A 13,006-nucleotide genomic window follows, 5' to 3' on the forward strand; every position below is an offset into this window, starting at 1 on the left:
GCGCTCAATCATTCTGCACAGTGCCGGCAACGGGCAGATGCAGGCGGAAATGCGTCCACCCCCCCACCTCGTCGCGATCATGGGTAATGCGCCCGTTCATTTCCCGCACCAGCTTCTGCACCAAGGCGAGGCCCAGGCCCTGGCCGTTTTTCTTGGCGGTAACGAAGGGCTCGAAGATATGGTCGCGCAGCGCGGGGTCGATACCCGGGCCATTGTCGCTGACGCGCACCTCGATAGGCAAGCGCAGCGGCTTGCCCGCGCGCGAATGCACCTGGATGCCGCTGGCAAAGCGCGTGCGCACCACGATGCGGCGGTTGTCCTGCCCCTCGCATGCCTCGCGCGCATTGGTCATGAGATTGAGCAGGATCTGCACCAGGGCATCGGGATTGGCCGTGACCGGGGGCAGCGAGGGATCGAATTCCTCCCGCACCACCACGCCACCCGGGTCGCTGGCGGCGATCACCGCCTGGGCGCGGCGCACCGCTTCGTGCAGGTTGCAGGGCACGGCAGGCTCGCGGATGCGGCGGGAAAGCGACTGCATGTGATCGATCAGCTTGGCGATGCGATCGACCTCGGCGGTGATCAGCCCGGTCAGCGCGCGGTCCGCCTCGCCCAGCTTGCGGTCGAGCAATTGCGCCGCGCCGCGAATGCCGGCGAGCGGATTCTTGATTTCATGGGCCAGCACCTCGGGCGCGCGCAGGGCGCCGGTCTCGCCCGCACCGGCACCGGGCACGTCGTCGCTTAAGCCTTCCACCCCGCTCATTTCGTGCAGGACCAGCATTTGCCAGCCCGGATGATGCTGGACCGGCGCGGTCATCACATCGAGCGCGCGGGTGCTGCGCCCGGGCAGGCCAACGCGCACGCGCCGCGCCACCAGGTGCGTCTCGGCATCGGCAAGGCGATGCAGGATCAGCGGTTCTTCAAAGGCCAGAACGTCGATCAGGGCCTTGCCGACCAGGCGCCGCGCCCCCTGGCTCAGCAATTGTTCGGCCGCCGGATTGACCGCCGAAATCGTCATGTCGGGCGCCAGCAGCAATACGGCCAGCGGAAAGCTGGCAATCATGCGCTTGGGATCGGGCCGCACCAGATGCTCGGCGCGGGCGCGGTCCAGCCCTTGCGTCATGCCGCTTCGCGGTGGTGCAGCGGGGCGTAGAACGCTTCGAGATTGGCGAGCACGTCCTGCGCATCATCGATGAAGTTGACACGGTTGCGGAACTCGGCCGACCCCGGCAGGCCCTTGGTGTACCAGCCCAGGTGCTTGCGCGCCATGTTCACGCCGGTGACGGCGCCATAGTGGTCGAGCATCGACTGGTAGTGTTCCACGATCAGGCGGTATTGCTCCTCGATCGTGGGATCGGGGCGCACCTGGCCGGTCTGCAGCCAGTGCATCACCTGCCCCAGCAGCCACGGGCGGCCATAGGCACCGCGCCCGATCATCACGCCATCGGCCCCGCTTTGCGCCACGGCCTGCGCCACTTCCTCGATCCCGCAGATATCGCCGTTGACGATCACCGGAATGGTCACCGCTTCCTTGACCTTGCGAACAAACGCCCAGTCGGCGCTGCCCTTGTACATCTGGTTGCGGGTGCGGCCGTGGACGGTGATCATCTGCGCGCCAAGATCCTGCGCGATCCGTGCCAGTTCCGGGGCATTGAGGCTGTCATGGCACCAGCCCATGCGCATCTTGACCGTGACCGGAACCTTCACCGCCTTGACCGTCGCTTCGATCAGGCGCGCCGCCAGCGGCACTTCGCGCATCAGCGCAGACCCGGCATAGCCGTTGACCACCTTGCGCACCGGGCAGCCCATGTTGATGTCGATGATGGCCGCGCCGCGATCTTCCGACAGCTTGGCCGCTTCGCCCATCTGCTCGGGATCGCAGCCGACCAGCTGCATCGAGACCGGTTCCTCGGTGGGGTGCCAGGCCCATTTCTGGATCGACTGGCGCGTTTCGCGGATCGCGGCGGGGCTGGCGATCATTTCCGTCACGTTGAGGCCCGAACCGAAGCGCCGCACCATCAGGCGGAACGGCAGATCGGAAACGCCCGTCATCGGCGCCAGCACCACCGGGCAGCCAATGCGCACGGGGCCAACGTCGAGCGGGGCGAGAACGGGGGGAGTGGGAACCTGGGTCATGACCGAACGATACTGCCTAAAAAACAGGCAGCCCTTAGTCGAATACGCGCGAGTGGGCAAGCGCCCGTCCGGGAGGGCCAAGCCGCCGCTTGGCTTCCCTCCGCCCTGCTGGTAGAGGCGCACCCGGAATGAACCCTGTCCCTCCCCCTTCAGACCAGCAGTCCTTTAGCAGGACGGCCGCCATCGTGGTCGCCGCCGGCAAGGGCCTGCGTGCCGGTGGCAGCGTGCCTAAGCAGTTTGCCCTGTGGCAGGGCCAGCCACTGGTGCGCCACAGCGTGGAATCGCTGATTTCTGCCGGTGTCGCGCCGGTGATGGTGGCGATCCCGCGCGGTTGGGAAGAGGTAGCGGCCGCAGCCCTGCAGGGATTGCCCGATGTCGTATTCGTCCATGGCGGAGAGACGCGGCGAGAATCGGTAGCGTGCGCGCTGGAAGCACTGGCTGACGATGCACCGGACCATGTGCTGATTCACGACGCTGCCCGTCCGGTCCTGCCGCGCGCAGTGATCGATCGCTTGTTGGCGGCGCTGGCATCGGCGCCTGGTGCCATTCCGGCGCTGCCGGTGGTCGACAGCGTGGTGCGTGGGCGCGAGGATGGCCGACGCGATGTTGCCGTGGCGCGCGAGGGCCTGTTCCGTGTGCAGACGCCGCAAGCGTTTCATTATCCTGCCATCCTTGCCGCCCATCGTGGCTGGAACGGCGGCGCCGAAGCGGGCGATGATGCACAGGTGGCCGATGCCGCGGGCCTGGCCGTGGCGCTCGTTGCCGGAGACGAGGCCTTGCGCAAGGTGACCTTTGCCAGCGATCTGGAGACTGCCCCGATGCCAGCCCCCCTTCCCCGCACGGGCATGGGTTTTGACGTTCACCGCCTGGTCACGGGGCAAGACCTGTGGCTGTGCGGCGTCAAGATCGATCATGCCAAGGGCCTTTCGGGCCACAGCGATGCCGACGTGGCGATCCATGCCCTGGTCGATGCGCTGCTCGGCGCTATTGCAGCCGGTGACATCGGCGATCACTTCCCGCCGTCCGATGCGCAGTGGAAAGGCGCCTCGTCCGATCGTTTCCTGGCGCATGCCGCCGCGCTGGTGGCGCAAAGCGGCCATGCGATTGCCAATGTCGACGTGACGATCATCTGCGAAGCGCCCAAGATCGGCCCACACAAGGCGGCGATGCGCGCCCGCCTCGCCGAAATCCTGGGCCTGCCGATCGACCGCGTCAGCGTGAAGGCGACGACCACCGAGCGCCTGGGCACGACCGGTCGCGGTGAAGGCATTGCGGCGCAGGCCGTTGCCACCGTGGTGCCGCAATGGTCAGCCTGACCCTTGCGCGCCGCAGCGCCGCCACGCTCGCCCTTGCCGGATTGCTCGCGGGGCAGCAGGCCTTTGCGGCAGACGCCCGCGCCTGCCTGGAGCCGGCCGATGTCGATGCCATGGTAGCCTATGCCCTGCCATCGGCGATGGACAGCGCGATCACGTTCTGCGCGCCGCACCTGGCGCCGCAGGGCTATTTCGCCCGCGAGGGCCAATCGCTGGTGCAGCGCTATGCCCAGGCCAAGCCGGCTGCCTGGCCGCGCGCCAAGGCAGCGCTGCTCAAGCTGGGCCAAGCCGACGCCAAGGGCGGTGACCAGACTATCGCGCAGATGGCCCGGTTGCCCGACAAGGCCCTGCAGCCGTTTGCCGACGGCATGGTGGGGCAGATGGTCACCGAATCGATCAAGCCGCAAAGCTGCGCGCCGCTGGAACAGATGACGCGCCTTCTGGCGCCATTGCCGCCGGAAAACACCGCCAGCCTGTTCACCTTCATCATCCGCATGGTCGATTCGCCATCGCGCAAGCCGGGCATCGTGCCCCGCAAACCTGGGCTGCCCCTGTGCCCGGAAACCCCATGACAACGGAACACCCCCCAATCATGCCCCCCGAAACCGACTCCCTTCTTCCGCACGACATCGTCGCGCTGGCCCAGCGCGTGATCGAGGCCAATCGCAGCATCGGCCGCACGGTCGCTTTGGCCGAAAGCTGCACCGGCGGTCTGGTGGCAGCAGCGCTGACCGAAATCGCCGGCAGTTCGAGCGTGCTCGATCGCGGTTTCGTGACCTATTCGAACGAGGCCAAGCACGAGTTGCTGGGTGTATCGCTCGATGTGATCGACGCGGTGGGCGCGGTATCGGTGGCGACCGCCTGGTCGATGGCGCAGGGCGCCCTTGCCCATTCGCAAGCGGATGTTGCGGTGGCGATCACCGGCATTGCCGGCCCAGATGGCGGTTCGGAACAGAAGCCGGTCGGCACCGTGGTGTTTGCCCGTGCGCACCGCGGCCAGAACCCGGAAGACATCATGGCCGAAACCCGGCTGTTTGATGACTGCCAGACCCGCAGCGCCGTGCGCCACCAGGCCACGCTTTGCGCCCTCGAACTGCTGATGCCGCCCGAAGCGGACTGAGGCCACGCGGCCCCGCGCAAAAGCGGGGCCGAAGCTCAGCCGTGATCAGGCCTCGACCGGGCCATAGAGCTTGGCCGCGCGGGTTTCGAAGGCGGCGACCATCTTGCGGAACGCGCGATCGAGGTACTGGCCTGCCAGCTTTTCGAACAAGGCGTTGCGAAAGCTGAAATCAACGCAGAAATCGATCACGCAGCCAGTGCCGTCGTCACCCGGGCGAAACGACCAGGTGTTGGACAGGCTTTTCATCGGGCCATCGAGGTATTCCACCTCGATCCGGTCAGGCTTCGCCTTGCGCACGCGCGAGGTGAACTTTTCACGCAGCGCGTTGAAGCCGACGAGCATGTCGGCGACCATCTCGGTTTCACTGTCCGCCTTGATCCGCGTGGCCACGACCCAGGGCAGAAACTCTGGATAGCGGCGCACGTCGGCGACGAGGTCGAACATCTGTTCCGGCGACCATTGCAGCCGCCGCTGTTCGGCGATGCGCGGCATCTTATGCCCCGGCGCGCGCCGCTGCCTTGGCCAGCTGCGCCTCACGCGTGGCGCGCATCTGGGCAAAGTCTTCGCCGGCGTGATAGCTCGAACGCGTCAGCGGGCTTGACGCCACTTGCAGGAAGCCCTTGGCCCGGGCAATCGCGCCATAGGCATCGAACGCCTTGGGCGTGACGAATTCCATCACCTTGGTGTGCTTGGGCGTGGGCTGGAGATACTGGCCCATGGTGAGGAAATCGATCTGCGCCGAGCGCATGTCGTCCATCACCTGGTGCACTTCCAGGCGCTCTTCACCCAGGCCCAGCATGATGCCCGACTTGGTGAAGATCATCGGGTTGAGCCGCTTGACCTGTTCGAGCAGGCGCAGCGACGCGTAATAACGCGCGCCGGGCCGGATCGTGGGATAGAGCCGGGGCACGGTTTCCAGGTTGTGGTTGTAAACGTCCGGCCCCGCCTCGACGATGGCGGCAACCGCGCCTTCCATCTTGTTGCGGAAATCGGGCGTGAGGATTTCGATCGTGGTCTGCGGCGTCTGTTCGCGCAGCGCCTTGATCACCTTGACGAACTGCGAGGCGCCGCCATCAGGTAGATCGTCGCGATCGACCGAGGTGATGACGATGTGTTCCAGCCCCATGCGGGCCGCCGCTTCGGCCACGTGGCCCGGCTCGGAAATGTCGACCTTGCGCGGCATGCCGGTCTTGACGTTGCAGAACGCGCAGGCGCGGGTGCACACGTCACCCAGGATCATCACGGTGGCGTGCTTCTTGGTCCAGCATTCGCCGATGTTGGGGCAGGCTGCCTCTTCGCACACGGTATTCAGCTTCAAGTCGCGCATCAATTGGCGCGTCTCGCCATAGCCCTTGCTGGTGGGCGCCTTTACACGAATCCAGTCAGGCTTGCGCATGCGCTGAGGCTGGGCGGGCTCAAGGTTCGAGGCAGTGTCGGTCATGCCTGCGCAGATAGGCGTAACTTGGGGCACTTGAAAGTGCCAATCGAACACGGCATGGCGTTTGCTCATGGCAAACGCGACATCCCCCGAGCTGGATCAGCTCCTCGCCGGCTACCGCCGCTTCCGTGACCATGGTTGGACCCCGCATCGTGAGCGCTGGGAGCGCTTGCGCGAAGGGCAGGAACCCAAGGTGATGATCATCGCCTGTTCCGACAGCCGCGTCGACCCGGCCCAGGTGTTCGACACCGATCCGGGCGAAATGTTCGTGGTCCGCAACGTGGCAGCCATGGTGCCGCCGTTCGAAACCTCGCCCGGTCATCACGGTGTTTCCGCCGCGCTGGAATTCGCCGTGCAGGTGCTCAAGGTCAAGGAAGTCGTGGTGATGGGCCACGGCATGTGCGGCGGCTGCCGCGCCGCGCTGACTCAGGAAATGGCCGGGGCCGCACGCGGCGCCGGTGGCTTTGTGGCCGACTGGATTTCGCTGCTCGACGAGGCACGCAAGCCGGTGGTCGAAGAGCACGGCACCAGTGGCCGCACGGCCGAGCGCGCGATGGAACTGGCCGGCGTGAAGGCCAGCCTTGCCAACCTGCGCACCTTCCCGTGGGTGAAGGAAAAGGAAGACGCCGGCGACCTTACCTTGCGCGGTGCATTCTTTGCCATTTCCGATGGCATCCTGCACCTGCTGGACGAGGAAACGGGCACGTTCGCCCCGGCAGCCTGATTTCAGCTAGCAAAAAGATCCCAGAAAGGAAAAGGGCGGCCCCGCAAGGAGCCGCCCTTCAACCTTTGTGGCGTTAAAGGCGCTTACTTGGCGCCCTTGGTCACCACGTACTGGATCCAGAGCTGCGCCAGGGGCAGGCGCACGCCGCTGGTGATCGTGGAAAACGCTGCCTTGGCTTCATCGTACTTGCCCTGATCGGCCAGCGCGATGCCCAGGCGGGTTTCGATGCGGTCCTTGTCGGCTTGGGCTGCGATGCCCTTGCTCAGCGCCGCCTTGTAGAGCGTTTCGGCCTTGGCCGCATCGCCATACGAGAGGTAGGCGTCAGCGGTGATCGCCGAGAGCTTGCCATCGGCGGTCTTGGCCGCATCGCGTTCCATGGCCGGGAGCGAGGCCTTGTCGCCAGCGGCGATACGGGCCTTGGCCTGGGCCAGGGCATCAGACACGAACGGGTCGGATGCCTTGAGCGCGCCCGAAGCAATGCCCTGTTCGGCCAGCTTCTGCACTTCACCGGGCAGACGACGCGGGTCGGCCGCCTGGATGTATTCCACGAATTCGCGGCCGGTGTACTGCTTGTCGACACCCAGCGCGCCGGTGCGTTCGAACAGGCGGCCCAGATCGACCGACTCTTCCTTGCCGAACTGGCTGAATTCGCGGGTCAGCTGACCAGCGCCGAGCCAGTTGATCGGGGTGGGATCAGCCGCAACCGACAGCAGGCCCCATTCGATCGCCTGCGGGCCCAGCTTGGCGTTGTAGGCAATGACCTGGCCACGCTTGTACCAGCTCACCGGCACGGTGCCGTTCGCAGCCTTGCGGGCGGCGATGGCAGCCTTGAGCGCGTCGAGCGCCTGGGTCGGCTGGTTCTGCTGGACATAGGAATCGGCCAGCAGTTCGGCGGCGTTGTCTTCGCTGTAGTTGGCGTCGATGGCAGCGCGCAGCGCCTTGGTGGCGGTGGCATAGTCCTTGTTCTGATAGGCAGTGGCGCCCAGGAAGTACTGCACCATCGGCACCTTGTCGGCGCTGAGCTGGCCGCTGTCGGCCATGTTCTGCAGGCCCTTCTGCTGCAGCGCGCCGTCACCCATGGCACCGCCCAGGATCTGCTGCCACTGGCCCAGGATCAGGCGATCGAGGGGGGTCTTGGCGCCGGCTTCCACCGGGCCGATTTCACCGGCCAGCTTCTGCGCGCCAGCCTTGAATTCAGCCTCGGGGGCCTTGCCCTTGGTGGCCTGCCAATCATTGAAAGATTTCTGGAACGGCGCGGCCGCTGCCGCAAATTCCTTGGAGTTGCCGCCAGCGGCAGGCTGCTCCTTCTTGGCTTCCTTGGCGATCGCAGGAGCGATCATGCCGCCAAGACCAAGCCCCGATGCCAGCGCAACGGCCATCGCCGTACGCGCAACCGTGCCCTTACCCGAATTCCACAAAGAACCGCGCATCTCTTATCTCCTGTTCGACCCCGACGGTGCCCGTGTCGCATGTTTCGGATTCACGTGGCCCCGCCGTTTACCCTGGTCGGCCCTGCGCTAGTGGCGCGGAATGGCTCCCTTGGCAACTCTGCGCTTGCTAGGTGGCACGGGGTGAACGCGGATTGAATGGCATTTCGTCCTGCTGTTCAGGCAGCTTGTCGCATGTGTGGAAAAGTGATGGTTAGTTGGGTCGGAAACGGCATGGTTTGCTGGCCTTTTGCGCGCAAGGCGCCTAGGGCGGTTACTTTCCAGACAACGAAATGACAAAGCCACCATCGTGAGCGACGACACCCCGAACCTCGATCCCACCCCCGGCACGCCGGACCATGAATTCCAGCGGATCGACATCGTCGACGAAATGAAGACCAGCTACCTCGATTACGCGATGAGCGTGATCGTGGCGCGTGCGCTTCCCGATGTGCGCGACGGGTTGAAGCCGGTGCATCGCCGCATCTTGTGGACCAGCCACGAGAACGGCTTCACCTCGACCAAGCCCTATCGCAAGTCTGCCCGTATCGTCGGCGATACCATGGGTAAGTATCACCCCCATGGCGACGCGGCGATCTATGACGCGCTGGCGCGTATGACCCAGGACTGGTCGATGCGCCTGCCGCTGATCGACGGCCAGGGCAACTTCGGTTCGATGGACCCCGATCCGCCAGCCTCGATGCGCTATACCGAAGCGCGCCTGGCCAAGGTGTCGGACTCGCTGCTGGCCGATATCGACAAGGACACGGTCGACTTCCAGCCCAACTATGACGGGGCGGAGCACGAGCCGCAGGTTCTGCCGGCGCGCTTCCCCAATCTGCTGGTCAATGGCGCCGGTGGCATCGCGGTGGGCATGGCCACCAACATTCCGCCGCACAACCTGGGCGAAGTGATCGACGGCTGCCTGGCCTATATGGACAACCCGTTGATCACGATCGACGAACTGATCCAGATCATTCCCGGCCCCGATTTCCCCACCGCCCCGTTGATCCTGGGCGCCGCCGGTGCGCGCAAGGCCTATACCGAAGGCCGCGGCTCGATCATGATGCGCTGCCGCCACGAGGTGGAGGAAGGCCGCGGTCGCGACGCCAACCGGCGCTCGATCGTGCTGACGTCGATCCCCTACCAGGTCGGCAAGTCCAACCTGGTCGAAAAGATTGCCGAGGCCGCCAAGGACAAGCGGATCGAAGGCATTTCCGACATCCGCGACGAATCCAACCGCGAAGGCGTTCGCGTGGTGGTGGACTTGAAGCGCGATGCCTCGCCCGAGGTCGTGCTCAACCAGCTGTGGCGCAATACCCCGGCCCAATCCAACTTCCCGGCCAACATGCTCGCCATCCGTGGCGGGCGTCCGGAGATCCTGACCCTCAAGGATATCATCGAAAGCTTCGTGCGCTTCCGCGAGGAAGTGATCACGCGGCGCACCAAGTTCGAGCTGAACAAGGCGCGCGACCGCGCCCACGTGTTGCTTGGCCTGGTGGTGGCGGTCACCAACCTCGATGAAGTGGTCAAGATCATCCGCGGCTCGGCCAATCCGGCGCTTGCCCGCGAGGCGCTGCTCGCCCGCGAATGGCCGATGGGCGAAATCGCGCCCTATATCCGCCTGGTCGAGGCGATCGAGGACGACGCGGTTGCCGGCGAAGGCACCTATCGCCTCTCGGAAATCCAGGTCCGCGCGATCCTCGACCTGCGCCTGCACCGCCTGACGGCACTGGGCCGCGACGAAATCGGCGAGGAACTGGAAAAGCTGGCCGCCGCGATCGCCGAATACCTGGCTATCCTGGCCGACCGCCAGAAGCTTTACGCTGTGATGCGCCAGGAACTGGTGGAAGTGCGTGCGGCCTATGCCACGCCGCGCCTGTCGCAGATCATGCCGGCCGCCGATGGCATCGACGATGAAGACCTGATCGAGCGCGAAGACATGGTCGTGACCGTCACCCTCGACGGCTATATCAAGCGCACGCCCCTTTCCACGTTCCGCGCCCAGGCGCGCGGTGGCAAGGGCCGCTCGGGCATGGCTACCAAGGAAGAGGATGCCGTCGCGACGATGTTCGTGGCCAGCACCCACACCCCGGTGCTGTTCTTCTCCACCGCCGGCAAGGTCTATCGCCTCAAGGTGTGGCGCCTGCCCGAAGGCGGCGCGGCCACCCGCGGCCGACCGGTCGTCAACCTGCTGCCCGCGCTTGACCAGGGCGAAACGATCGCCGCCGTGCTGCCCTTGCCCGAAGACGAGGCCGAATGGGGCGCGCTCAACGTCATGTTCGCCACGGCCAAGGGCAACGTCCGCCGCAACGCGATGGATTCGTTCGCCAACATCCCGTCGAACGGCAAGTATGCCATGAAGTTCGAGGAAGATACCGACGATCGCCTGATCGGTGTCGCGCTGCTGTCCGAAGGGGACGACGTGCTGCTGGCCAGTCGCGCCGGCAAGGCCATCCGCTTCCCGGCCGACGACGTGCGCGAGTTCCAGAGCCGCACCTCCACTGGGGTGCGCGGCATGGCGCTCAAGGACGGGGACGAGGTCATCTCGCTCTCGATCCTGCATCGCGCCGGGGTCAAGGACCAGGACGAGCGCGAGGATTACCTGCGCTTTGCCCCGTGGAAGGCCGAGAAGGAAGGCGAGCCGCAGATGAGCGCCGAACGCTACCAGGAACTGGTGGCCAAGGAGCAGTTCATCCTCACGGTCTGCGCCAACGGCTATGGCAAGCTGTCTTCGGCCTATGAATATCGCCGCACCGGCCGCGGTGGCCAGGGCATTACCAACATTGACAACATCGGCCGCAATGGCCCGGTCGTCGCCAGCTTCCCCGCCTCGCAGGCCGACCAGCTGATGCTGGTGACCGACCAGGCCAAGCTGATCCGCCTGCCGCTTTCGTCGCTGCGCGTGATCGGGCGCGGATCGGCCGGCGTGCGCCTGTTCAACGTTTCGGGTGACGAGCACGTGGTGGGCGCGGTGCGCCTGGCCGAGCAGGACGCCGATGACGTTGAAGGTGAAGCGATCGCGGACGAAGCAATCGCCGGCGACGCTGCCGAAAGCGATGGCGCAGAAGGGGGTGCGGACGAATGAGCGGGCATCCCGTGATCGCCTACAAGGTGCTGACCGCGCCGCAGCGCGCCGAACTGGAACAGGGTTCGTTCGGCGGCGCGCCGGTCGATCTGGCCGACGGCTATATCCATATGTCCACAGACGATCAGCTGACCGTTACCGTGGATAAGCACTTTGCCGGGCAGGACGACCTGCATGTGGCCGCCATCGACCTGTCGGGCTTTGGCGAAACCCTGAAATGGGAAGTGTCACGCGGCGGGGCGCTGTTCCCCCATCTCTATGCCCCGTTGCCGCTGGCCGCGGTGGTGGCGATGGAGCCGCTTTCGCGGCAAAGCGATGGCAGTGTGGCGCTGCCCCGGGCGCGCTGAACGATGACGCACCAGATTCACATCATCGGCGGCGGAATGGCCGGCAGCGAGGCTGCCTGGCAACTCGCCCGGCGTGGCTTTCGCGTGCGGCTTTCAGAAATGCGCGGCAGCGGCGAAACCACCGCCGCGCACCAGGGCGATGGCCTGGCCGAATTGGTCTGCTCCAACTCGTTCCGCTCGGACGATGACGAAAAGAACGCGGTCGGCCTGCTGCATCACGAGATGCGCCGCTGTGACAGCCTGATCATGGCCGCCGCCGACAAGGCGCGCGTGCCCGCCGGCTCTGCCCTGGCGGTGGACCGCGACGTATTCTCGGCCGCCGTCGAAGCGGCGCTGCGCGAACTGCCCAACCTGGAAGTGGTGCGCGAACGCGTCGATGCCCTGCCTGCCGAGGGCATGACCATCGTGGCCACCGGGCCGCTGACCGCTGCGTCGCTCGCCAGCAGCATCGGCACCGCCACGGGCGCGGAAAGCCTGGCGTTCTTCGATGCCATTGCCCCCATCGTCTATCATGATTCGATCGACATGGACGTGTGCTGGATGGCGAGCCGCTGGGACAAGGCCGCCGGCCCGGAAAGCACCGGCAAGGACTATATCAACTGCCCGATGAACAAGGAGCAGTACCAGGCATTTCGCCAGGGCCTGCTCGATGGTGACAAGACCGTGTTCAAGGAATGGGAGGCCAACACCCCCTATTTCGACGGCTGCATGCCGATCGAGGTGATGGCCGAACGGGGCGAGGACACTCTGCGCTTTGGCCCGATGAAACCGGTTGGTCTGGACGATCCGCGCACTGGCCGCTGGCCCTATGCCGTGGTGCAGCTGCGCCAGGACAACAAGCTGGGCACGCTGTGGAACATGGTGGGCTTCCAGACCAAGCTCAAGCATGCCGAACAGGTGCGCCTGTTCCGCACCATTCCGGGCCTGGAAAACGCCGAATTTGCGCGGCTGGGCGGCTTGCACCGCAATACGTTTATTCACTCTCCCACGCTGCTCGATCGGCAGCTGCGCCTGAAATCTGCGCCGCGCATCCGCTTTGCCGGGCAGATCACCGGCTGCGAGGGCTACGTCGAAAGCGCATCGGTCGGCATGCTGGCTGGCCTGATGGCAGCGGCGGAACTGGCCGGCCGTGAATGGACGCCGCCGCCGGTAACCACGGCGCTGGGCGCCCTGCTTGGCCACATCACCGGGGATGCCGAACCCGACACCTATCAGCCGATGAACGTGAACTTCGGGCTGTTTCCGCCGGTCGATCCATCGGTGAAGAAAAAAGTGCGCAAGGAAGCCTATACCACGCGCGCCAAGGCCGATTTTGGGCCTTGGCTTGAGACGTTGGCGTAAGGCTTCCACCACCCCCCGACCCCCTCCTCTAAAGAGGATGGGGCTTTAACCTGCTCCTCCCCCTCCTCTTCA

At 65.6% G+C, this 13,006-nt stretch carries 12 protein-coding genes; 7 read left to right on the plus strand and 5 right to left on the minus strand.

The window, feature by feature from the left end; all coding sequences use genetic code 11:
- Positions 1–4 precede the first annotated feature (4 nt).
- On the minus strand, positions 5–1,123 hold the full coding sequence (locus IP65_RS06360; RefSeq protein WP_022678476.1) for a nitrogen regulation protein NR(II): 1,119 nt from the start codon (positions 1,121–1,123) through the stop codon (positions 5–7).
- Entirely contained in the window at positions 1,120–2,136 is a 1,017-nt protein-coding gene (dusB, locus tag IP65_RS06365; protein WP_022678477.1) for a tRNA dihydrouridine synthase DusB, read from the minus strand. The genes IP65_RS06360 and dusB overlap by 4 nt, the downstream gene beginning before the upstream one ends.
- A 128-nt stretch (positions 2,137–2,264) precedes the next feature.
- Between dusB and IP65_RS06370 the strand changes: the two genes are divergently transcribed.
- From IP65_RS06370 to IP65_RS06380, 3 genes are read left to right on the plus strand one after another with little or no spacing between them, the layout of a single operon-like run.
- Positions 2,265–3,452 carry a bifunctional 2-C-methyl-D-erythritol 4-phosphate cytidylyltransferase/2-C-methyl-D-erythritol 2,4-cyclodiphosphate synthase gene (locus IP65_RS06370; RefSeq protein WP_051146503.1) on the plus strand — a complete coding sequence of 396 codons (1,188 nt, stop codon included), beginning with the start codon at positions 2,265–2,267 and terminating at the stop codon, positions 3,450–3,452.
- A complete protein-coding gene (locus IP65_RS06375; protein ID WP_022678479.1) occupies positions 3,440–4,021 on the plus strand; it encodes a hypothetical protein in 582 nt (193 codons plus the stop codon). The genes IP65_RS06370 and IP65_RS06375 overlap by 13 nt, the downstream gene beginning before the upstream one ends.
- Positions 4,022–4,041: 20 nt before the next feature.
- On the plus strand, positions 4,042–4,569 hold the full coding sequence (locus IP65_RS06380) for a CinA family protein (RefSeq protein ID WP_022678480.1): 528 nt from the start codon (positions 4,042–4,044) through the stop codon (positions 4,567–4,569).
- Between the two features lie 45 nt (positions 4,570–4,614).
- Here IP65_RS06380 and IP65_RS06385 read toward each other — a convergent pair whose 3' ends face one another.
- Together IP65_RS06385 and lipA are read right to left on the minus strand one after the other, a co-directional pair.
- Positions 4,615–5,061 (minus strand): type II toxin-antitoxin system RatA family toxin, encoded by a 447-nt coding sequence (locus IP65_RS06385; protein WP_022678481.1) that lies wholly within the window; start codon positions 5,059–5,061, stop codon positions 4,615–4,617.
- Between the two features lies 1 nt (position 5,062).
- Positions 5,063–6,010 carry a lipoyl synthase gene (lipA, locus tag IP65_RS06390; RefSeq protein WP_022678482.1) on the minus strand — a complete coding sequence of 316 codons (948 nt, stop codon included), beginning with the start codon at positions 6,008–6,010 and terminating at the stop codon, positions 5,063–5,065.
- A 67-nt stretch (positions 6,011–6,077) separates the two neighbouring features.
- On the opposite strand from lipA, the gene IP65_RS06395 reads away from it, so the two are divergent.
- On the plus strand, positions 6,078–6,731 hold the full coding sequence (locus IP65_RS06395) for a carbonic anhydrase (protein WP_022678483.1): 654 nt from the start codon (positions 6,078–6,080) through the stop codon (positions 6,729–6,731).
- A gap of 83 nt (positions 6,732–6,814) precedes the next feature.
- Here IP65_RS06395 and IP65_RS06400 read toward each other — a convergent pair whose 3' ends face one another.
- Positions 6,815–8,161, minus strand: a complete 1,347-nt coding sequence (locus IP65_RS06400) for a hypothetical protein (RefSeq protein WP_022678484.1) — start codon at positions 8,159–8,161, stop codon at positions 6,815–6,817.
- 307 nt (positions 8,162–8,468) lie between these two features.
- Here IP65_RS06400 and gyrA point away from each other — a divergent pair, with 307 nt between their 5' ends.
- Genes gyrA through trmFO form a run of 3 tightly spaced genes read left to right on the plus strand, consistent with a single transcriptional unit; the run spans position 8,469 to position 12,934 of the window.
- Positions 8,469–11,246 (plus strand): DNA gyrase subunit A, encoded by a 2,778-nt coding sequence (gyrA, locus tag IP65_RS06405; protein WP_022678485.1) that lies wholly within the window; start codon positions 8,469–8,471, stop codon positions 11,244–11,246.
- Complete coding sequence (locus IP65_RS06410; protein WP_022678486.1) at positions 11,243–11,593, plus strand: DUF952 domain-containing protein; 351 nt, start codon at positions 11,243–11,245, stop codon at positions 11,591–11,593. The genes gyrA and IP65_RS06410 overlap by 4 nt, the downstream gene beginning before the upstream one ends.
- Before the next feature lie 3 nt (positions 11,594–11,596).
- Positions 11,597–12,934: a methylenetetrahydrofolate--tRNA-(uracil(54)-C(5))-methyltransferase (FADH(2)-oxidizing) TrmFO gene (gene trmFO, locus IP65_RS06415; RefSeq protein ID WP_022678487.1), complete on the plus strand. Its 1,338-nt coding sequence runs from the start codon at positions 11,597–11,599 to the stop codon at positions 12,932–12,934.
- The last annotated feature ends 72 nt before the right edge of the window (positions 12,935–13,006 follow it).

This window comes from Novosphingobium sp. AAP1 (assembly GCF_001295765.1).
Taxonomy (GTDB): Bacteria; Pseudomonadota; Alphaproteobacteria; order Sphingomonadales; family Sphingomonadaceae; genus Novosphingobium; species Novosphingobium capsulatum.